The following is a 21825-nucleotide window of genomic DNA, read 5'->3' as shown; positions in this document are numbered from 1 at the left end:
CGGTGATCCAAATTCGGAATATACACAAATCGTTCGGCTCGCTGGAAGTGCTTAAGGGTGTTAACGTTACGTTGGGTAAAGGGAAGGTGCTTGTAATTATCGGCCCGTCCGGCTCTGGAAAAACAACGCTTCTGCGCTGTTTGAATTTGCTGGAGGTTCCTGACCAGGGAGAGATCCAAGTAGGGGATATTGCACTGAATTTTGCCAAAGGAACGAAGCTCCGGCAAGAAAATATTTTGGCGCTGCGTAAGCGGACAGGGATGGTATTTCAATCCTACAACCTCTTCCCGCATATGACAGCAGTACAAAATGTGATGGAGGGACAAGTCACGGTTCAGAAAAAGAGCAAGGACGAGGCGCGTAAACGTGCATTGGAGTTGCTTAACAAGGTAGGACTGGCTGATAAAGCGGAATCCTATCCGCATCAGTTGTCGGGAGGACAGCAGCAACGTGTCGGTATTGCCCGGGCAATGGCGGTCGAACCTGAGGTACTCTTGTTCGACGAGCCGACCTCCGCGCTTGATCCCGAGTTGGTAGGCGAGGTGCTCAAGGTTATGAAGCAGCTGGCTGCCGAAGGGATGACCATGGTCATTGTCACACATGAAATGAAATTTGCAGCCGAGGTCGCGGACCATGTAATTTTGATGGATCAGGGTGTAATCGTTGAGCAGGGTACGCCGCATGAGGTTCTGGAGCATCCCACCAGTCCACGAGCTATTCAGTTTTTGAATCGTTTGAGCGGGGAAGCGGAATAAAGGAATTAGGGTGTTTATTAAATATAAGCGATTAGACTGAATAAAAAGGCAGCTACAGCCGGGCATTGAAAAATAAAGCCTCGCACCAGTAGCTGCCTTTTACTCATTTATTCAATTTTAATGTAAGTAAAAAAATAATCAACAGAATACAGCAGCCTGCTATGAATGGAGCAAACATATTTGTATCAAATAAAAATCCTGCTAGAGTGGGGCCTAAAATATTCCCGACACTCATATAGGCATTATTCATACCGGCTACATATCCTTGCTCATTCCCTGCCATCTTCGATAATTGTGTATTAAGAGCTGGACGAAGCATAGCTGTGGCAAAGAAAATAAGGGAAGTGACAAGGAAGATACTCCAAAAATCTTTGGCGAAAAGAAATAAAATATAAGCAACTGAGGTGAAAAGAAGCGATCCTTTGATCACCCTTTTTTCACCAAACTTATTGATTATCTTAGCAACAACTAATGCTTGCATACCGACTCCGATCACAGCACCTGCGGTCAGAATGACAGCAATATGTTGCGGTGAAAATTGAAAACGGTTCGTTACATATAAACCAAGAACAGATTCAAAGTTAGCGAGTCCAAAGGTCATCACCAGGACAAGTACAAAGAGCATCGTATATTTTGACTTCAACGATCTCGCGTATTGTTTATAAATAGATTCCTTCTGAATCATTCTTGCCCGCGCTGCTTTCATTTGCTCTTTCGATAAACTTTCTGGCAAACAAAACACTGAAAAAATAACAGCAGCTATAGCAGCACCTGTCGCTGCGTAAAGCGGCACTCTCGTTCCATATCCTGCAAGAAGACCACCCAGTCCAGGTCCAATAACAAATCCGAATGACATGGCTGCGGCGAGCAGGCTGTTCCCTTTGGCGCGTTCTTCGGTTGTTGTAATATCCGCTACATATGCCATCATGGGTGGAACAATCAGGGCTGCTGCCACTCCTTCCAGAAGTCTAGAGGTATACAGCATCCACAGCTCATCTCCAACAGCAAAGATAAATTTAGCCACAGCAAAAACAATGACACCTACGACGATAAAAACTTTTCTCCCATATCGATCAGACAGCTGTCCAGTCAGGGGAGAGAGCAGGAATTGCGTTATGCCATAGGCTGCTACCAATAAACCGATCGCCTGCCCACTGGCACCAAATTCAATGATCAGTTCCGGCAGGATGGGGGTAATTAAACCAACGCCCACCATAACGATGAAGATATTAATCATTAGGATGCCAAGTATTCTTTTCATGCAAAAAAACCTCCTTATCCATTGATTTCTGGATAGGAGGTAGACGTACGAACAAGAAGATACACTGCTCCCGTCAAAGAAGCAATGCTCTTATCGTTAATACCCAAAGCCTACACTAATCCTATCCAGAAAATTCGTAAGATTACGATTTTTTTCTTTGGTGGAATAGGATTAGTAGATCATTGGCTTAAGGTCACCCTTTCGATACTTTATTGTTTATAAACATACCATAAATTGATTTATAAGGAAATGAAAGGATAAATCAGAAGAATCCAACTCGCCCTTCGGCCGCATTTTTTAACCAGTCCTGCTTGCGGCTCTTATCCAACTCGCTCCGCATGTCTTTAATAATCAGCTCGATATCTGCTTTTCCATGCTCGTGCCATTCCAGCGCAGCGCTGACATACAGCTCTCCGAGCTGAGCCAGCGAAAAGCCGTCGGTTAACGCCGCTGCCTTCTGCGTACCTGCTTCTCCTGTAAAAACAAGGAAGTTACGCAGCTTGAGATACGCTAATCGCAGCGCTTCGTCAGGCAGACTGATTTCATAGGCCCGGTCGAAACGCCCTGCCCGGTTCATCAGACCGGGATCAATTTTCTCAGGATAATTGGTCGTTCCGATCAGGAAAATGCCTTCCTTGGAGGTAGCACCATCAAGCGTATTCAGGAAAAAGGAACGAACCTCTTGCGGCATGGAATCAATGTCCTCAATGACCAGCACCATCGGAGCCAGACGAGTAGCCGCCTCGAACACCTCTTTGACCGATTCACTGGTTGTGTACTCCGTAATTTGCCAATAGGCGGCTGGTCCCGGTACACTGCTCGCAATCGATTTTACAAGCGTCGTTTTGCCATTGCCTGGATGACCGTACAGTAGAATACCGCGTTTGTAAGGAATATTAAAAGTCTGATAGAAGGTACGATCTGCTTCAAAAAACTGATCGAGTGAACGGAAAATATCTCGCTTGATTTCGGCTTTTAATATAACGTCTTCCCGCGTAATCGCTCGGGTAATGGGTTCTGCCTGCCGGGAAAGCCCACGGCTTGTATCGGTAAAAACGGTCACCCGCTTCATATTTTGCTTGCGTTCACGACCGCGTACTCCCGCGAGGAAGCCTTGCAGCTCCTGATCGCCTATCGCAAATACGTAATCTTCATTATATACGCCATTCTCACGAAAGAAGGGAACCCGCGCCAGCGCGATGCCCCACTTGGGATAGGCGAACACATTATTACGCATCGACAGATGCACGCCGTATTCTGGAGTCAGACCGTCATCGTCATATTGGATGGTGCGTTCCTCCAAACGATCAAAGACCCGCGCCACATGCTCCAGCTCCGGGCTGCCTGAACGAATGTCCTCCTCCAGCAAGTCCCAATACTCAATATTGGGATCGTCGCTGGCATACAGCTCATATTTTACGCCATAGCGATTATATAATGCTTCGCTGATGCCGTCGATCAGACGGGCATAAGCAGCATAGCCGGTAATACGCCCATCTGTATGTTCATCAAATTGGTAAATAGCAGGGATGTCTATACTCAAATTATTTGGCTCCTTTCAGGGCGGCCAGCGGCTTGCATTTGGCTACAACAGCTGCGAGTCCTGCCCCGGTGACACTTTCAATAATATCATCTACATTTTTGTAGGCTTGCGGAGATTCGTCGAGAATGCTTTCCAGCGATGCCTGATTAACCACAATCTCATCGTCTGTCCCTACACCCAACGCTCCGGCAAAATCATCTACACTAACGAGCCGTTTGGTCGCAGAACGTGAACGAATACGGCCCGCTCCATGGCAAATGGAGTGGTAGTTATCCTGACCGCCCGGCAAACCCACCATAATATAAGAGGCTGTACCCATAGAGCCTGGAATCAGGGCGGGATGCCCGGTTGTCTGATAGGCTCGCGGATTGTCGGGATGACTTGCGGGGAGTGCACGTGTAGCACCTTTACGATGTACGAACACGCTGCCATGCTCCGGATGAGATTCCTTCCAAGCATAATTGTGCATCAGATCGTACAAGGTACGCAACTCGCACTTTGTACCAAAGACATCGCGGAAGGCTTCACGTACGGAATAGGCGATCAGATGCCGATTCACCACGGCATAGTTCAGCGCAGAATACATCATATCAACGTAATGTACAGCCTCGGGATGATCCAGCGGTGCGAATACCAGTCTTGGGTCGGAGGTGCCGAGTCCGAGACGGCCCATTGCCTTGGCAATGGCAGACGAGCTGGTCTGGCTGATGGCTCCACCCCAAGCACGTGATCCGGAATGGATCATTACGGCCACCTGACCGTCAAACATGCCCCAGGCTTCGGCTGTTTCGCGGTTTTCTTCCGCAATTTCAATCGCCTGTATTTCGACGAAATGATTGCCGCCGCCTAGCGTGCCAAGCTGTCGGTGAGCTCGGTGCCACGTACGATCTTCGACGAGATTCAGTACCTCTTCGTCAAGGGAGAACTTACTGTGTTCTACATGGGTGAGTGAGGTGGATTTCTTAGGAGTGTAGCTATCCGGAATATATTTGTTGGGTAAGCCGTGCAAACCCTTGCGTACAATATGCTCCAGTCGAATATCCGAATAATGTCCGCGCTGGTGAGCCTCCATCGGCAGGTATTTGTCGATGGTCTTGACCAGCTTGCGGCGCAGCTTCGTTTCCTTTAGGGCATCCTTGTGCAGATTGGTCAGGTGCACACGCATGCCGCAACCAATATCGCTACCGACGATGGAGGGAGATACATAGCCGTCCTCCATTCCCCATACAGCAGTCGTACCGATGCAGGTTCCGACGCCTACATGTACATCTGGTGTGTATCCCATATAGCGGATACCTGGAATTTGTAAATTGTTATTAGCCATCTCGAACACCTTGTAATCCAGTGAGGAGAAAAGTTGCTGAGAAGCATATACGGTCAAATCACCTGCCGGAAGCTTCATCAGATGGCTATATGGCCCTTCTTGGAAGGACGAGTCTTGGGTATGTTGTATATTCATATAATTGGTGTAGTTCCCTTCTTCATGTAAATGAATAAAATCCTGCATAAATGGATTTGAAAAAACAAAAAAAGCCGCAGACTTGTCGTCTACGGCTTCCTGCACCGAAAGTGTCATTACATTTATGATCTGTACATCATAAATACGTAAAATAACCTATTCTTCCAATAGCATAAAAAATAAAAAAGCCTGGCTAATCACGCCGTCAGACAGCGCAATGTCACCCATCATGTCGCCCGAACGGGGCCGATGAGACGAAAATTCAAATATGTGGTTGTATCATGCTGTCTAACTGTCGTTATCATGTAAAGCACAGTCATGTCTGTCGGCCCCCTTTTCTTAAAGTTAATTGCTATGTTAATGGAAACCTGTGGAAGCTGTCAACCCTGAAAGGCAGAAGCATGGAAAGATATGACTTTATTCATAGTGAAGTGTGAGTAACATCATAGTTCAATTGGCCCAAAGCTGTTATTGTACTAAATATTCAAATATTCAGATATTGTTGATTGTTTACAGGACAATTTGTATGAGGGGGATGGAGCAAGCATGGAAGGAGATCTCCAGAAGTTTAAGGCCGACTTTTTCAAAGCATTGGCTCACCCTCTGCGCATCCGCATTTTGGAGGTGCTGAGTGAAGGAGAGCGGAATGTGAACGAGCTGCAGACTGCTCTCGGTTCCGAAGGTTCTGCCGTGTCGCAGCAATTGGCCGTTTTGCGGGCCAAAAATTTGGTAAACAGCTTCAAGGAAGGAACAACGGTCGTGTACTCATTGCGTGACCCGCTTTTGACGGAGCTGCTTGCGGTGGCGCGGCGGATTTTTGACAATCATTTGGTTGAGGCTATTTCGTTGCTGGAAGGTATACGTAACGAGAAGTAATGCTATTACAGAAAAGAAGGGTTACAGGGATGAAGTGGATAGGAAGGTTCGAGGGCTATAATGCAGGGGCTTTGCGAAAGGATCTGATTTCCGGGTGTATTGTAGCGATTGTGGCGATTCCGCTTGGCATGGCGTTTGCCATTGCATCAGGGGTAAAGCCGGAATATGGGCTGTATACAACCATAGTGGCAGGAATTTTGGTTTCGCTGCTGGGAGGGTCCAAATTCCAGATTGGTGGACCTACAGGCGCGTTTATTCCCATTTTGCTCGCTATTGTCATGCAATACGGTTATGAAAATTTACTCATAGCCGGTTTTATGGCGGGGATTATACTCGTCTTAATGGGCGTGCTAAGGCTGGGTGCATTGATCAAGTTTATTCCCAAGCCGGTAACTATTGGGTTTACGGCGGGGATCGCCGTAACGATCTTCAGCGGTCAGATTGCCAACTTTCTCGGCTTGCGCGGGGTAGAGCGGCATGAAACTTTTTTGCCTTCCATGGCAGAGCTGATCCATCGTTTGCCTTCACTGAATGTGTATAGCATTCTGACGGCTTGTATCTGTCTCGCTGCCCTGATTTGGGTGCCTAAAAAGTGGCCCAAGGTACCGGGTTCACTGGTCGGCTTACTCTTGTCAACATTGATGGCCGCTTGGCTTTTTCCGGGGCAGGTGGCTACGATCGGCTCTGCTTATGGGGCCATTCCTGCTTCTTTGCCTGAACTGCATATTCCAGCGCTGACTTGGGACTTGATCGTGAAGCTACTGCCACCGGCACTCGTAATTGCGATGCTGGGTGCTATTGAATCTCTGCTATCAGCAGTGGTAGCTGACGGAATGACGGGTACAAAGCATAACAGCAATCGCGAACTGGTTGGACAAGGGATAGCTAATTTGTTGACACCGCTGTTTGGTGGCATTCCTGCGACCGGCGCAATTGCCCGCACCGCCACAAATATCCGCAACGGTGCTGTTTCTCCTATGTCAGGCATCGTGCATGGGCTCGTTGTGTTCCTCATTCTGGTGCTTTTTGCTCCTTATGCATCCAATATTCCGTTGGCAAGTATGGCTCCGGTATTGATGATCGTGGCCTGGAATATGAGTGAGCGCAAGCATTTTGCACATATTCTCAAGACACGGACAGCGGATTCTATCGTGCTGGTTGTTACCTTTCTGCTGACGGTTTTTACGACGCTGACAACAGCTGTTGAGGTGGGGCTGGTTTTAGCGGTGGTGCTGTTTGTCAAACGTATGAGCAGTACACTTTCGGTGAATAAGGTACTGCCTGATCCTTCTGTAAAACATGAAAAAGTCGGCGCACATATGGTCACAGAGCAGCATGATTGCCCACAGGTAGCAATTTATAATGTGGAAGGTCCGCTGTTTTTCGGCGCAGCTTCTGTATTGGAAAGCTCAGGAATGGGGGGCAAGGCTGATCGCCAACAAGGGATTTTGCTGCTGCGGATGGGTAAGGTCCCTTTTATGGACATGACGGGAGAAGCCAATTTTACCGCATTAATTCAGAAATACCGACAGTTTGGCGGGACAGTGCTTGTGTCCGGACTTCAGCCTCAACCGCAGGCATTACTACAGAAAACCGGATGCTACGACATGATTGGACAAGAGCATTTTTTCGAACACACCGGAGAAGCGATTACAGCAGCCCTTGCACTGGTGAATCAGAAGAAATGCTCCGGGTGCAGGCAAATGGCTTTTCGGGAATGTACCACACTGTGTGGCAGATCGCAAGAACAACAAGCAGGGGCAGGATTGCATAAGCCGGCCGCACAATCCAAGTCCTTTTCGGATGGAGCCGTTGCAGTTCCCATATCTGTAAATAGCGGCAGATAGCACTCGTCTAGATTTGTTGCTGAATACTGAAAAACCTCTTCTATTTTCCGATATAAAATGCACAAGCAAGACTCGCATTTGCTTCGAGAATGGAAGAGGTTTTTTTTCTGCTTAAAGAAAAAAAGGAATAAAATTCAAAAAAATGCTTGAATATCTGATTTTATGACACTATACTAGATTCAAAAGATACCAAGTTTCACATTGTTTTGTTTTAAATTGTATTTTAATATACGGATATTAAACTCCTCGATAACTTCTAGTTTTTTTACCCTACCTTTTTCTTCTTTTTTTTCTCTTACTTTCTTCGAGATTTATTCACATTTTCCATACCCTATTATCGCTCTCAGCGGTCTGCACCAAGGGTTCGTTCACCTTAGAATGAAGACCTATGGATTTCACCCCGGCATCTATATTTTTTTAAGGAGGTGAGTAGCAGAGGCTATTTTGTGAGCTTTTGACGCGGTTGTCAGAAGGTTGTCCTTAAGAATCAAAAAACCAAGCAAAGGGAGATGAAAAGTATTGATTAAGTCGAAAAATATCAAAAAGACGCTGTCGGTCAGTTTTACCGCTCTTCTTGCTTTTTCTCTGATTTCTCCGGTGTATGGGGATTCGAGCTCAACCTCCTCGGCAGGAGCTTCGACGATTTCCGCCAAGGTATCCGCCAAGCTGAACCAGCAATTCAGTAACAGCGAGTATGTCACCTACCTGGTTAAATTAAAAGATCAGGTAGACACGGAGTCGGTTGCGAAGCATGCTCTTCAAAAGGCTTCTGCAGAGCAGATTTCCCCCGCTGCTGCCAAGCTGTCTGTACGTACAACAGTTGTGAACTCGCTTATGGATACAGCAGAAAAAACGCAACAACCTGTGGAAGAATATTTGAAAAAGGAAGTCAACAACGGCAACGTTAAAAAGTACAAGAGCTATTTTATCGTCAACGCACTTGCGGTAACGAGTACCAAAGAGGTACTGGATAATCTGGCTACACTGCCTGAGGTGGATAAAATTTTACCGGATGAAAAGCGCGAGCTGCAAAAGGTTGAAATAGACAAGGATGCCCAGCCAGCAGCCCGGGAAGCGACAGCCGAACAAGCTGCTGCAGACACGGCTGTAACGGAAGAGAATGCACAGAAGTCGGTGGAGGAATCTGTATACAAGGATGCTGTAACACCTAGCCGAGCCGAATGGAATATTTCCAAAGTCAAAGCACCACAGGTGTGGGCCAAGGGCATTGATGGCAAAGGGGTTGTCGTTGCCAATCTCGATACAGGCGTAGATTATACGCACCCGGCGCTGAAAAGAAAATGGCGTGGTTTGAATGCTTCCGGCCAAGTCGTTAACCCAGAACTGAGCTGGTATGATGCGGTTAACGGAGCATCGCTGCCGGCAGATACAGAAGGACATGGAACACATACGATGGGTACGATCGTTGGCTCGGACAGTAATGGTACGAATGAGATCGGTGTTGCTCCCGGTGCCCAATGGATTGCCGTTCGAGTGTTTAATCCGGATACTACAGACTCCATCTTGCTGGATGGTGGACAGTGGATTCTTGCTCCTGTAGATAAAAGCGGCAAAAAGCACCCTGAGCTTGCACCGGATGTGGTGAATAACTCCTGGGGCGGCGGACCTGGCCTGGATGAATGGTATCGTCCAGTTACCAAAGCGTGGAGAGCGGCTCAGATATTCCCCGAGTTCTCCGCAGGCAACACAACATGGTCAAATCCGGGCGGAGCCGGGTCTGTAGCCAATCCGGCGAATTTGCCGGAAGCTTATGCCACAGGGGCCACCGACGTTAACAACAAGCTGGCCAGCTTCTCGCTGCGAGGTCCTTCTCCTTATGGCGAAGTGAAGCCTGAAATTTCGGCTCCTGGTGTAAACATTCGCTCTTCTGTACCTGGCGGAGTGTATGAGGGGGGATGGAACGGTACTTCCATGGCAGGTCCGCATACAGTCGGATTGGTGGCACTGCTTCTCCAGGCCAAGCCATCTTTGACGGTAGATCAGCTGGAGGATGTGATTTCAAAAACAGCGACGCCGCTGACTGACAGCCAGTATCGGACTTCACCGAACAATGGCTACGGCTATGGCCTGATCGACGCGCTCGCTGCGGTGAATTCAGTACTTAACTAGAAGGATCGGATAAATTAAAAAAGACTTCGAAAATCCCTTTGAGCGGCTCGTACAGAGATTGCATACACCTGCTAACCGTGTAATGCACCGTTTAGGCAGCCGCTATAAAGGGATTTTCGTACATAATAGAAGATAAAATTCATAGAATTGCAAGAAAAATGCAAAAAAACTACTTGTATATCTGTTTTGATAACTTTATACTATCCATATTATATATTCATATGACAATTTTTAATATAAATTGTCATGATATAACATGCTTTTTTCTTCGAAGTACTCCTGCTTTCTCTCCTTGGTATCTACTGAATTTCACCACTTGCATTTGAATCGTTAATTCATCTATGAAGTACATCCATCTATGAACAACCACATATTTTTGTGCCTCTATATTTTATGAAGGAGGTGGTTGCCAACCACATCGTGTCGCGCAGCCCGTGTGTTCGGTGTGCAAGGCATGAGGTCTTGCTTTCGTACAGGTTATTCCGGAAACATTAAACCTAGTAAAAGGAGTGGAGAAGTAATTGATTAAGCCTAAACGATTCAAGAAGCCACTATCTATCGGACTATCTTTACTTATGGCCTTTTCTTTTGTACAACCCGCTTTGGCGAATAACACACCGGATGGCTCCAAGCTGGAGCTGAAATCAGCTTCGCACAAGGTTACGACCGCGAAAGTATCTCCGAAACTAACCAAGCAGTTTGAGGAGAACAACTATGTCACCTATCTGGTTAAATTAAAAGAACAGGTGGACACCAACAAGGTTTCCAAAAATGCTCTTCAAAAGGCCTCACTTGAGAAAATAACACCCTCCGCTGCCAAAATGGCTGCACGCAGCCATGTAATCAGCTCTTTACGCGAAACGGCTTCCAGAACCCAATACGGGCTTGAAAATTATTTGGATAAGCAGTCGAAGGACGGTGGAGTGAAGGAATATAAAAGCTACTTTATTGTGAATGCTCTGGCTGTCACAAGCACCAAGGAAGTGCTGGATCATATTTCGAAGCTGCCTGAAGTCGATAAAATTTTGCCCAATGAAACACGTTATTTGCAGAAAGTGACGGTTGACAAGCAGGCAGAGGGGACCGACGTCAAAACAGCTGAAAAATCGACAGCAGCACCGGCAAATTCTGAAACGGCAGAGAAAGCTGTGGAGCCGGATAAAGACGATGGAAAAACATCGGCCAAGCCCGGCAATACAGGCAAGAATGCTGTGGACCCATCTACGGTGGAATGGAATATATCCCATATTAACGCACCACAAGTTTGGGAAAAAGGAATTGACGGAACCGGAATTGTGGTCGCCAACCTGGATACTGGCGTAGATTATACACATCCGGCCCTGCATCGCAAATGGCGTGGCCTGGACGCGGCAGGCAATATTGTGAATCCTGAGCTGAGCTGGTACGATCCGCATAGTCATGCGACGCTTCCAGTCGATCAGGAAGACGATTCCCATGGTACGCATACAATGGGTACGATGGTCGGCTCCGAGGAAAACGGAACGAATCGAATTGGCGTTGCACCAGGTGCAAAGTGGATTGCGGTTCGGATTTTCAATCCGGAAACGACGGATGCGATTATCCTGGACGGCGGTCAGTGGCTGCTTGCGCCCAAAGATGCCCAAGGCAATCTGCATCCCGAGCTTGCACCAGATGTAGTGAACAACTCGTGGGGAGGTGGACCTGGTCTGGATGAATGGTTCCGACCTGTGGTTCAGGCATGGCGTGATGCCCAAATATTCCCTGAGTTCTCTGCAGGTAACACCTCTCTTTCCAATCCGGGTGGACCTGCATCGGTAGCCAATCCGGCCAACTATCCGGAATCCTTTGCCACCGGAGCAACCGATATCAATGATAAACTGGCAAGCTTCTCATTGCTGGGGCCATCGCCATACGGCGAAGTGAAGCCCGAAGTCTCCGCACCGGGTGTAAATATTCGGTCATCCGTGGCTGGCGGCGCCTATAAAGGCGGATATAACGGTACCTCCATGGCAGGTCCGCATGTTGCGGGTCTTGCAGCACTGTTGCTGCAGGCGAATCATTCTCTTACCGTAGACCAGCTTGAGGAAATTTTGATGAACACAGCTACACCGCGTACAGACAGCACATATCCTACTTCGCCAAACAATGGCTATGGACATGGTGTCATTAATGCGTTGGATGCTGTGGGGTCGGTCATCCAGGGCCTGGGCTCCGTATCCGGTAAAGTTGTAACAGGTGGAGACGATCTGGAAGCGCCTGTTCTTGAGCATACACCTCCTGCTGCGGCATTCGAGGGCATCGATATACCTCTGACTGCTCATGTAACGGATAATGTTGGTGTGACAGCAGTTGAGGCATTTGCCAAAACAGCAGGTACGTCAAACTATGTATATATTCCGTTGGAACGGACCTCCGGCGACAACAAAGACGGTACATATCAAGCGTCCATCCCGACTTTTTTGGTGAACAGCGCCGGTCTGGAATACTATATCCGTGTAAATGATTACGGTAATAACGGTTTTGAAACTGAAGTATACAAGGTGAATGTCTCCAAAGGCGTTAAACCGGGCTACACACAGGATTTTGAAAAAGACATTGCAGGTATCAATATCGGCGGACAGGGCAGTGTCTGGAAATGGGGGACCCCGATAAGCGGCCCCGGAAGCGCACACTCGGGTACGAAGGTCCTCGCGACCAATCTCGAAGGCCAATACCAAACCAATTCCAACAGTTATTTTATGGCGCCTCCGATTGATCTGACCGAAAGCCCAAAAGGGGCACTGGTTAGCTTCAAGCATTGGTACGATCTTGAAAACAATTCTGATTTCGGCAAAGTGTATGTAGCGACCACCAATAGTCAGAATGCATTTGAGCAGGTCTTATCGTTTACCGGCACCAGCAACGGCTGGAAAACGCAGTATCTTGATTTGCGAGCATTTGCCGGTCAAAAGGTATACCTCCTATTCAACTTTACAAGTGACAATACGATTGTGAAAGATGGCTGGTACATCGACGATCTGTCGATTCAGGAGCCGGACACTGTTGCACCTGCAGCACCAGGTAATTTGACTGCCGAAGCAGATACTGTCGGCAACGTTGCGCTGGCCTGGAATGCTTCATCCGATGAAGATGTAAAGCAGTACAAGGTGTACCGTTCCACTCAATCAGGCAAAGATTATGCTTCCATCGGTACAACTACAGGACTGACCTTCACCGATACGATCACCGTTGGCAGTGCGACCTATCATTATGCCGTGGCGGCCGAGGATTATAGCGGCAATGAGGGAGCCAAGTCGAATGAGGTCTCTCTGAGAGTAGACGTGCCGGATACGCTGTATAGCGATCATTTTGACGGCAGCTCGGATAATGGCTGGACTCATTCAGGTACCAAGGATGAATGGGAGCGTGGCATTCCTAAAGTCGGGCCTGAGAGCGTAGTCTCCAAACCGAACGTGTGGGGAACGGATCTCGATAGCAGCTATGAGAGCGGAGCCGACTTTTCGTTAGTTTCCCCAAAAATTAATTTGAATGGTGTGCGCAACGCAACACTTACCTTCAACCACTGGTTTGAAATTGAAGCCGGCTATGACTTTGGTTATGTAGAAGTGTCTAAAAACAATGGCGACACTTGGACTGAGCTGGGCAAATTCTCTCATAACACCAACGGGAAGAAATGGGCTCCGGTTTATTACAACCTTGATAGCTATACCGGCAATGAGATTCAAGTTCGTTTCCGCTTGAAATCGGATAACAGTGTGAATAAAAACGGCTGGTACATTGACGATTTCCGTGTGCTGGGCATTCCAGCTTCGACAGTGACCAAGGACATCGTACCTGAGTCAAATATCAAACCACAAAAAGCGGAAGAACAATTCCCGCTGTACAAAATTACAAGCACCGAAAAGAGTGAATTCCAGGAAAAAGTGAAGCCGGCGGAAACGACGGTGGACAGTGGACGTGTCGGTCTCGACAGTCTTCCAGCCAGCGCCACGGTCACTGTACTGGAAACGGGACGTTCGGTGAAAACCGATCCGACCACAGGTAAATACAGCTTCATTCACGTAGCGGGTGACTATACGCTGAAGGCTGAAGCCTACGGCTACGAGCCTCAAACGAAACAGGTCACGATTGAAAATAATAAAGTAGTCAGAGCGAACTTTAGTCTCCAAGCCGTACCTCATGGTACGATTCACGGAGTCATTACCGACAAGCAATCCGGTGAACCTATCCAAAAAGCGAAAGTGCTGGTGCTGGAGGATGCACGTATCGCTCCGGTAGATACGAATGAAGCTGGAGAATTTACACTGGACGTGCTGGAAGGATCCTATACATTATCCATTTCAGCCGAGAATTATTATAGCGACAGTATATCCGTTACAGCTCCTCCGAACGGAAGTGTGGAAGCGAACGTCACGTTGAAGCCATTCATTGGCTTCCAGGGAGGCATCGCTTATGATGACGGCACAGGGGAAAATGCCAGAGCCTTTAACGCGGCCGGCAACTCTTGGGCTGTCAGAATGACACCTGAGTCGGAGGTGGCTCAAGTGACAGGCGCATCACTTCTGTTCTGGAACTCAGCCTTCCCGAATCCGGGCGGAACAGCATTCCAATACTCCGTCTATGATGCCTCCGGTGCGGCGGGCGCACCTGGACGCCTGCTGGCTGGTCCATTTGACGGGACGGCTGTACGGGATGAGACACAATGGACAACCGTACAGTTCCCAGAGCCGGTAACGGTTCAAGGTGACTTTTACATTGTCTATACGCAGCCTGCTGCGGGCACACAGTCACCGGGTCTTGCTACAGACGAGAGTGGGCCGAATGCACTTCGCAGCTGGCAAGGGGTAAGCGGCACATGGAGCCAATCACCTGAAGATGAAGGCAATTACATGATCCGGGCTATCGTCAGATATCCGGTGAATGCTCCAACGATCACGACACCTACGAAGGCAACCTACACGCAGGAAGAAAAGATTACCGTGACAGGTAATTCCCCGGCAGAGGGAGCCGATATTCAGCTCTTTAACGGCAATGAACTGGCTGGCACAACCAAGGTGAAGGATCGTCAGTTCAGCCTGTCGGTCGATCTGCAGCCAGGTGCCAATCCGCTCAGTGTCCAAGCGGCGGTATACGGCAAAGTAACAGATCGTTCCGAGCCGGTGGTTGTGACGCTCGACCAGACGAAACCGGGATTGATTTTGACTTCACCCGATGAAGGAGCCCGTACAAATGCGGGTGTTGTCAGTGTAACTGGTACGGTGTATGACGAGTTCCTTTCCGAATTGAGCATTAACGGCGAGCCAGCCGAATTTGGAAGTGACGGCAGCTTTAACAAGCGTTTGCTTATTAATGAAGGAGAAAATCAGATTACGGTAACGGCCAAGGATCTTGCCGAAAATGAAACGACCGTTACTCGTTCGGTGTATGTCGATACAGCCCTGCCGAAGCTGGAAAACATTAGGCCTGCGGAGGATGTGCGTATCACTCCAGGGGAGCCGGTACGAGTATCCTTCGATAGTGCATCCGGCTTGGAGGCATCCTTCCACGTGGAGCTGCCCTTCAATCTGTCCACCTTAGGGCAGAACGAAATTCCGTTAAATGAAACTTCGTCAGGACACTATGAAGGTACTTATTTCACTTCGTCTTCTCTCAATCTGGAAGGTGGAGTCATCGCCATCCGGGTAAGAGATGCAGCAGGGAATGAAGTGAAGACGGAAGCGCCGGGAAGATTGTATGTAACGAAAGGTGGTGGACAGGACCCTGATCCGAATCCACCTACATCCAATGAAAAGCCCGTAGCGATTATTCAGGCAAATGATTCGGCCAAGAAGAACAAGAATGTACAATTTAACGCAAAAGCTTCTCGTGACGTAGATGGTGAAATTGTCAGCTACAGCTGGGATTTTGGTGATGGCGATACAGCCATCGGCTCCAAGGTGAAGCATAAATTCACCACAGCCGGAACATATACTGTGGAGCTAACGGTGACGGATAATGCTGGCGCAACTGGTAAAGCGGTGCATACAATTACGATCCGTTAACGGAAGTAGGAATGATAATGTTTCTATTAAAGTAGCGATGAAGGCCCAAGCAAGCCACCGTTTATCGGGGCTTGCTCGGGCCATTTTTAATTGTCGAACTGTTCAGGAAGCGATACAATAATTAGAAACAAGTAAAGTGAATATAATCACAATTAAGTATTATTTTAAGCGGGAGAGGATCATATGATTCATTTGCAAAAAGAAAGCGGACGTATTCGCCTTGTGCTGGATGCCTATTTTATGGGGGAGGATATAGTTGTACTCATTTCAGGCGGTGATCAACCCCATCTGGGAACGATTACAGCGGGGGCCAGACTGGAGCCCATTCAAACCGTGCAATTGCAATCCCACAAGGAATTTTATATTACCGAGGAAATTGCAGTTCGCTTGCGAAAAGAGTTTGCAGGCAACTTTGCGATTTGCTGTGGGGCGCATTTGGACAATACAACCAAGGAAGAAATCAGAGTGCTGACAGATATGGCAATACAATTGGGAAAAGAGCTTATTGGAGAACTCAAGCAAAGATACCTGTAGCGACCACTTTAAGTAAATTCCTGAATGAGTAGATTACGATAGGGATACTTACTGAAGGGGTACTTAAAAAGCAGGGCGAAGCCATAATCCTCAATCTGTACAGATTTTAGCGCAGAGGATGGGATCAAACTGCGGATCATCACAGTCACCGCATGCTGGTCTTGCCTGTTGATCGCTTTGGCTAGAGCAGAAGCAAAGCATCGATTGTGTGCCAGCTCGCGATACAGCGGAAAAATGGCCTTGGCGATGGCGCGATGGACTCTCGGCTCAAACGTAAATTGCACTGTTCCCGGTGGAATCGTCGTTCCGTTCGTATAATAAAGCATCGGTGGTTGAACCAAAAAGGAAATAAAGTAGCCGATGCCGTTCGTGCCTAATCCTTGTTTGGCGGCAAATGGCGCTACCGAGCAGAGAAGGGATTTCATCCGATCCAAATTGCCCTGCACCACAGCCTGTGACCATTGAACGGCAAAACCACGGCGGGTCGCGATTGCTTTGTAAAATGGCAGCATGGCGACGGATATTTTTCTGAGCGTGTTAGCCTTTAAACGTTTGTGAGGTGAACCTCTTCTGCGGGATATTGCACGATATGACATAGCTCCGTCCTCCTTGGCAGGATGCTCTCATGGAGCGCATTTTATCTGGAATGGGTAAAATACTGTATGCTCAATTCGCACAATAGGTGCGTATGAAGCCGATGGTCTTCTTTTTGACATAAACGAGTATATGAAAGTAGACAAAATTATGAATATTAGCTTGGTTTATTATTTTTTAAAATAAGTACTGTCCTGGTTTGTAAGATTGTGGTACCCTAGAACGTATATATTGCTATTTTACATATTGGAGTTGAATTAAACAGATGAGTGATTTATACAAAGAGCCTCGATCTTCCGACTCTTTTCAGGAGACGAACGATTATAACGCCCCATTTAACCAGCCCCCAGTGGTCCCACCTACTAACAGTAAGGCTGTTGCCTCGATGGTACTCGGGATTTTATCGGTTGTCATTCCTTATCTTGGGTTGATTATCGGAATAGTTGGCATTATTTTGTCCAGCCTTTCCCTGAAGGAAATTAATCGTTATGGCGAACAAGGCAGAGGTATGGCGATTGCCGGACTGGTATGTAGTATTATCGGGACACTGATTTATGCACTGATCATTCTTTTCTTAGTCGTTGTTTTTGTGATAGCGGCCTCAAGTGGCGATACGGACATTTTCTCAGACATTTAATGGCATTCTTGTACCTGTACCCTTCACGATTTGGATTTCTGATGCTATGATAAATGGAGTCTAATGAAGGAGAGTGAAGGCCGTATGGCACGTACTCGAACACAAAAAGCACTAAGCAAGGCGAAACGCGCAGGAATGTATTGCGCCGCACAGAGTCGCAAAACAAATGGTCATTATGCCGATATATCACAGCATGTACGGATGAGGCCGACCAAGCAGGAACAATTACAAAAAGTCAAGCACAAGAAGCGAATCGTTCAGAGCGACGCTTCTTTTTTTTGTTTTGGTGCGTGTTTTTTCGGTTTTTTATAGAAGATGTCACAAACAGCTGCGTGGCATTTGTTATACAAAATGATGACGGACACACAAGGAGGTGATCCTATCAGCAGGTTTCTTTTTCAGCTTGGCTTTATAAAGTCGCGTATTATCACTGCTTGGATCAAATCAGGAAAAAAAGCCGCTGGCATCAATTCATATCGACCCAAAAGGAGCCAAAATAATAGCAATAAAATAGTAGCCCCAATGTTTTTATCTTTCTATCTATTAATCTTGAAAGTGTATTTTGGAATACAGGCTTACCGATGTTGGTACAACACACTAAATCATTGTCCATATACATTTCTCCAGCCAGTTCTTTTTCTTCACTAATTCTCTCTTCGTGTTTCTTCAACACTTCAATTACTCCGTCTGTCATATCGATTGAACGTACCCCTGATAAACTTTTAGCACCTTGCTCCATCACCGTGCCCCTCGGTCCCAAGGAGGTTAAAGTTTTAACCAAATAACAACTGCAGGTACGAAAATGCAAGTATGAAGAAAATGTATGCCTTTGCGCTAATCAAACATTATAATACAAAAGAGGGCACTCTACGAAGCGTATACTTCGTTTAGGCGCCCTGCTTATATACAACGTTAGTATAGAGATAAGTTGATTCCTTGACTGGAACAGTTTATTTCTTTTTTATGCTGCTAAAGCTCCTCAACGACAGGATAAGCCCTAGCACAAAAATGAAGCATATACTTGTGATCCCGTTCGGAACATGTGTATATGTTCTTCCCAACGTGCCATGTGGAGAAAATAAAACTGGGACCGTCCATGGATAGAGTGTATTTCCAGTTACATTGATTAGAACAAAATTTAAACATATGACCGTGCACATCGCGACCACAGCGGTTATAAATTTTTCCCATCGAATGGCGAAGAAAGATATTATCGGAATGAGCATGGCGTGCATAAGAAACATTTTAGAAAATACTCCAAGCTGATATAAAACAATTTCAGAAGTTAAAGGTCTACTTGTAATCAAGGTTCCCAATACGGCAGATATGACAAATGCCAACAGCAAGCTAACCGCAATATACGTATATATAACCAGTAGCTTGCTGAAGTAGATACGCGTCCGACGAACCGGATTTGTGAACAGGGCAATATGAGTGTTTTCCTGATACTCTCTCGTATAGATAAAGATGGTCAAAATATAATAGCTCATATACCCGGTTAGAAAATTGATAGTACTTACCAAATCCATAAAGTATGCATTCCAACCGTCACGGTCTACGGAAAATTTGGGACTTGTAGCGTAAAAACTAAAATTTAAAAATACAGATAATACTAAAATAATCACGCTCAGAATAAGAATTTTGGTCCATTTAAGCTTCAGCCACTCTGCTTTAAACAGGTTAAACATAATCTCCCTCTTTTCAGAAAGCCTATCTTTAGTATCTTCTTTTGTACGTCCACATGGATAAAAATAATCCAAGAATAAAGGTAACAGATAAACTGAACCAAGCTATTGTAACATCGACCTGTCTGAACGCGCTTCCTTCATTAGGAGATAAAAGAAACGGAACAACTAACGGATTCCATTCACTTTTGTACGTGAAATTCAAAAATATGACGGTACAAGCTACGAGCACGACCATCAGAAAACTTTTCCACCGTATGACGAAAAAAGAGATGAACGGTATTAGCATCGCATGCATTACACACATTTTAGCAAACACCTGAATCTGGTCTACCCAGATATCCAGCGTTAAGGGTCGATCGGTAATCAACGTCCCTAATAACGCAGACAAAATCAGCACAGAAAATAAAGAAACCACTATATATCCATATATTACTATCAGTTTACTGACATAAAATTTCGTTCGGGCTACAGGACTCGTAAACATAAATAGATGGGTATCTTCCTGGTACTCTCTCGCGAAAATATGACCGGTTAATATGAAGTAGCTGATAAATCCGGTCGCAATGTTGATGAAGCCGACAATGTCCCGAAAATAATAGTTCCACCCAGAATGATCAATCGAATACTGGGGAAAGATAGAATCCAAAATAAAAAATAACAGCGTAACAGCCAGTAAAATAATATAGCTCAGCACAAAAGCTTTAGAGCCCTTGAGTTTAATGAGCTCCGCTCTAATCACGCCGCTCACCTTCCCTTGAGATGAGCGCCAGAAAGTAATCCTCCAGCGTCTGCTTTGAGGTGTGTATTTCATAGACTGAAAAATGGTGATCCATTAACTCTTTGTTTAACGCCGCTATGTTCTCGATAGGGTTATAGATTCTTAAATGTTGCTTGGATTTCACATCACACTGAGTCTGCTTCATACGCTCTTGCAGAAACGTACGAACCGCCTCCGCATCGTCTACCTTTACATCCGTATATTGCTCAAAGCTTTCCTCCAAGCGGTTCAAACGATCTTCTGCCAACAGTTTTCCATTATGTATGATTCCGATGTGTGTTGCTAACTGTTGAATTTCGCTCAGGATGTGGCTGGAGATGAGAATAGTTTTCCCTTCTTCCTCACATAGCCGCTTCAGTAATTGACGAATTTCCTTGATCCCTGACGGGTCCAGTCCGTTCGTAGGCTCGTCCAATATGAGCAACTCCGGGTCATGGACAAGCGCCCTCGCAATCCCTAACCTTTGCTTCATTCCTAAGGAAAAATCATTAAACTTCTTCTTGCCGGTATGCTCCAATCCCACGGTAGAGAGCGTATGTTCAATTCTGCCCTCATCTTTCACCCCCATGTATGTGCAGCATATCCTCAGATTATCCCTTGCGCTGAGGTTTCCGTATAACCCAGGCGTTTCAATAATGGTGCCTATTCTGGAAAAGATAGACGGGTAGTTCTTCTCCAGCCGCTCCCCAAATAAGAAAACCTCTCCGCTTGTAGGCTCCATGAGTCTCATCAGCATTCTGATTGTGGTTGTTTTTCCGGCCCCGTTCTCGCCGAGAAAACCGTAAATGCTCCCCCGCTCCAAGTGCAAGGATATATCGTCTACAGCGGTAAAGCGGCCAAAATTTTTTCGGAGTGCTTTAGTTTCGACTATATATTCCATTTTCCAACCTCCTAAGCATGAAATACTATTATTATACATTTTCTTGTAGTTAAAGCAACATGCACGATAACATAGGTTGGTATATAACATGTAAAGAGAGATCAATATGTCCTAACCAGATACAAGTACTTTTTGAGCAATCTGTAAGTTGCTTCGTATAAACAAGTGAATGATAACTTTGAAGTTCTCCTTTCTAGTACATTGACCGAATCAAATTTCAGGATATAGGTGCTTTAATTTTCCTCTCGCTGCTCCGTTGTAAATTGCCAATTGACCGATTTCTGTGCCTGGTTACGTTCGACTTCCCAAGCCATGACCTCACGCTGCAATTCTTCATCGAGGCGATTCGTCGGCTCAGACACTGGATGGTCAGTGCGCTCAGCTCCATTTCAGCCATGTTGAGCCAACTTCCATGCTTGGGGGTGTAATGAATTTCTAATCGTTTCGCAAGGGACAACGCCTGCTCTGGCGCAAACGTTTCATACAAGGACGAAATCGTATGCTGTTCAAGTTATCCATAACGAGCCGAACTCGCTTCGCCTTTGGATAATGGACCTCCAGCAACTCTTGGATTTGTAACGGCCAAACGATTTTGGTTCGTCTCTCGCTGGCTTGGACATGACGCCATCCAGCCAAAGGTTCCGTGAACATAAACAGGCTACAACTTCCTTTGCGCACATACTCGTAATCCTCGCGGCGGACTTGTCCCGGCTTCATCCGTTGCGCAGGTCGAGAATGATCCAAAAGCTGCACTGGCTGTTCATCCATACAGATCAGCGGGATTTCCAGATCATAGGGAAGAGCATAGGTTTCCAAGATG

General features: G+C 46.6%; 17 protein-coding genes and 1 pseudogene. 8 read left to right on the top strand and 10 right to left on the bottom strand.

Annotated elements, in window-relative coordinates; translation table 11 throughout:
• Nucleotides 1–2 precede the first annotated feature (2 nt).
• Nucleotides 3–755 (top strand): amino acid ABC transporter ATP-binding protein, encoded by a 753-nt coding sequence (locus LCF57_RS24270; RefSeq protein ID WP_226002948.1) that lies wholly within the window; start codon nt 3–5, stop codon nt 753–755.
• Between the two features lie 103 nt (nt 756–858).
• On the opposite strand, the gene LCF57_RS24265 is transcribed toward LCF57_RS24270, so the two are convergent.
• The 3 genes from LCF57_RS24265 to LCF57_RS24255 form a co-directional block, all read right to left on the bottom strand.
• Nucleotides 859–2016, bottom strand: a complete 1158-nt coding sequence (locus LCF57_RS24265; RefSeq protein ID WP_226002947.1) for an MFS transporter — start codon at nt 2014–2016, stop codon at nt 859–861.
• A 262-nt stretch (nt 2017–2278) separates the two neighbouring features.
• The gene (locus LCF57_RS24260) at nt 2279–3559 is read right to left on the bottom strand and encodes an ATP-binding protein (protein ID WP_226002946.1); all 1281 of its coding nucleotides are present in this window, start codon (nt 3557–3559) and stop codon (nt 2279–2281) included.
• 1 nt (nt 3560) lies between these two features.
• Nucleotides 3561–5018 carry an RtcB family protein gene (locus tag LCF57_RS24255; RefSeq protein ID WP_226002988.1) on the bottom strand — a complete coding sequence of 486 codons (1458 nt, stop codon included), beginning with the start codon at nt 5016–5018 and terminating at the stop codon, nt 3561–3563.
• 546 nt (nt 5019–5564) lie between these two features.
• On the opposite strand from LCF57_RS24255, the gene LCF57_RS24250 reads away from it, so the two are divergent.
• The 5 genes from LCF57_RS24250 (at nt 5565) to LCF57_RS24230 (ending at nt 16428) form a co-directional block, all read left to right on the top strand.
• Nucleotides 5565–5894 carry an ArsR/SmtB family transcription factor gene (locus LCF57_RS24250; protein ID WP_007431533.1) on the top strand — a complete coding sequence of 110 codons (330 nt, stop codon included), beginning with the start codon at nt 5565–5567 and terminating at the stop codon, nt 5892–5894.
• Nucleotides 5895–5923: 29 nt separating this feature from the next.
• Nucleotides 5924–7741, top strand: a complete 1818-nt coding sequence (locus LCF57_RS24245) for a SulP family inorganic anion transporter (protein WP_226002945.1) — start codon at nt 5924–5926, stop codon at nt 7739–7741.
• Between the two features lie 519 nt (nt 7742–8260).
• The gene (locus LCF57_RS24240) at nt 8261–9871 is read left to right on the top strand and encodes a S8 family serine peptidase (RefSeq protein WP_226002944.1); all 1611 of its coding nucleotides are present in this window, start codon (nt 8261–8263) and stop codon (nt 9869–9871) included.
• Nucleotides 9872–10392: 521 nt separating this feature from the next.
• Nucleotides 10393–15894 carry a S8 family serine peptidase gene (locus LCF57_RS24235; protein WP_226002943.1) on the top strand — a complete coding sequence of 1834 codons (5502 nt, stop codon included), beginning with the start codon at nt 10393–10395 and terminating at the stop codon, nt 15892–15894.
• A 183-nt stretch (nt 15895–16077) separates the two neighbouring features.
• Nucleotides 16078–16428: a hypothetical protein gene (locus LCF57_RS24230; protein WP_226002942.1), complete on the top strand. Its 351-nt coding sequence runs from the start codon at nt 16078–16080 to the stop codon at nt 16426–16428.
• An 8-nt stretch (nt 16429–16436) separates the two neighbouring features.
• Here the strand turns inward: LCF57_RS24230 and LCF57_RS24225 are convergent, their stop codons facing one another.
• Nucleotides 16437–17024, bottom strand: a complete 588-nt coding sequence (locus LCF57_RS24225) for a hypothetical protein (protein ID WP_226002941.1) — start codon at nt 17022–17024, stop codon at nt 16437–16439.
• A 263-nt stretch (nt 17025–17287) separates the two neighbouring features.
• On the opposite strand from LCF57_RS24225, the gene LCF57_RS24220 reads away from it, so the two are divergent.
• Both LCF57_RS24220 and LCF57_RS24215 read left to right on the top strand, forming a co-directional pair.
• Nucleotides 17288–17659, top strand: a complete 372-nt coding sequence (locus tag LCF57_RS24220) for a DUF4190 domain-containing protein (RefSeq protein ID WP_226002940.1) — start codon at nt 17288–17290, stop codon at nt 17657–17659.
• 84 nt (nt 17660–17743) lie between these two features.
• The gene (locus tag LCF57_RS24215) at nt 17744–17971 is read left to right on the top strand and encodes a hypothetical protein (RefSeq protein WP_226002939.1); all 228 of its coding nucleotides are present in this window, start codon (nt 17744–17746) and stop codon (nt 17969–17971) included.
• A gap of 154 nt (nt 17972–18125) precedes the next feature.
• On the opposite strand, the gene LCF57_RS24210 is transcribed toward LCF57_RS24215, so the two are convergent.
• From LCF57_RS24210 to LCF57_RS24190, 6 genes and pseudogenes are all read right to left on the bottom strand, one after another.
• Nucleotides 18126–18398: a hypothetical protein gene (locus LCF57_RS24210; protein ID WP_226002938.1), complete on the bottom strand. Its 273-nt coding sequence runs from the start codon at nt 18396–18398 to the stop codon at nt 18126–18128.
• A 211-nt stretch (nt 18399–18609) separates the two neighbouring features.
• The gene (locus LCF57_RS24205) at nt 18610–19419 is read right to left on the bottom strand and encodes an ABC transporter permease (RefSeq protein ID WP_226002937.1); all 810 of its coding nucleotides are present in this window, start codon (nt 19417–19419) and stop codon (nt 18610–18612) included.
• Entirely contained in the window at nt 19376–20086 is a 711-nt protein-coding gene (locus tag LCF57_RS24200; protein WP_226002936.1) for an ABC transporter permease, read from the bottom strand. The genes LCF57_RS24205 and LCF57_RS24200 overlap by 44 nt, the downstream gene beginning before the upstream one ends.
• Nucleotides 20079–21005, bottom strand: coding sequence for an ABC transporter ATP-binding protein (locus LCF57_RS24195; protein WP_226002935.1), 927 nt, complete (start codon nt 21003–21005; stop codon nt 20079–20081). Before LCF57_RS24195 ends, LCF57_RS24200 begins: the two co-directional genes overlap by 8 nt.
• 233 nt (nt 21006–21238) lie before the next feature.
• Complete coding sequence (locus LCF57_RS27745; protein WP_264083796.1) at nt 21239–21367, bottom strand: hypothetical protein; 129 nt, start codon at nt 21365–21367, stop codon at nt 21239–21241.
• 29 nt (nt 21368–21396) lie between these two features.
• A pseudogene (locus tag LCF57_RS24190) lies at nt 21397–21722 on the bottom strand (transposase); the annotation flags it as partial.
• Nucleotides 21723–21825: the final 103 nt, after the last annotated feature.

This window comes from Paenibacillus sp. BJ-4, from assembly GCF_020404765.1.
Lineage (GTDB): Bacteria > Bacillota > Bacilli > Paenibacillales > Paenibacillaceae > Paenibacillus.
The sequence above is the reverse complement of the archived record's forward strand: the minus strand, read 5'-3'. Positions and strand labels throughout refer to the sequence as shown.

Coding starts and splice junctions, on each gene's coding strand:
- LCF57_RS24265 (WP_226002947.1), bottom strand. CDS start 2,016: ATGAAAAGAATACTTGGCATCCTAATGATTAATATCTTCATCGTTATG.
- LCF57_RS24255 (WP_226002988.1), bottom strand. CDS start 5,018: ATGAATATACAACATACCCAAGACTCGTCCTTCCAAGAAGGGCCATAT.
- LCF57_RS24250 (WP_007431533.1), top strand. CDS start 5,565: ATGGAAGGAGATCTCCAGAAGTTTAAGGCCGACTTTTTCAAAGCATTG.
- LCF57_RS24245 (WP_226002945.1), top strand. CDS start 5,924: ATGAAGTGGATAGGAAGGTTCGAGGGCTATAATGCAGGGGCTTTGCGA.
- LCF57_RS24230 (WP_226002942.1), top strand. CDS start 16,078: ATGATTCATTTGCAAAAAGAAAGCGGACGTATTCGCCTTGTGCTGGAT.
- LCF57_RS24225 (WP_226002941.1), bottom strand. CDS start 17,024: ATGTCATATCGTGCAATATCCCGCAGAAGAGGTTCACCTCACAAACGT.
- LCF57_RS24220 (WP_226002940.1), top strand. CDS start 17,288: ATGAGTGATTTATACAAAGAGCCTCGATCTTCCGACTCTTTTCAGGAG.
- LCF57_RS24215 (WP_226002939.1), top strand. CDS start 17,744: ATGGCACGTACTCGAACACAAAAAGCACTAAGCAAGGCGAAACGCGCA.
- LCF57_RS24210 (WP_226002938.1), bottom strand. CDS start 18,398: ATGGAGCAAGGTGCTAAAAGTTTATCAGGGGTACGTTCAATCGATATG.
- LCF57_RS24195 (WP_226002935.1), bottom strand. CDS start 21,005: ATGGAATATATAGTCGAAACTAAAGCACTCCGAAAAAATTTTGGCCGC.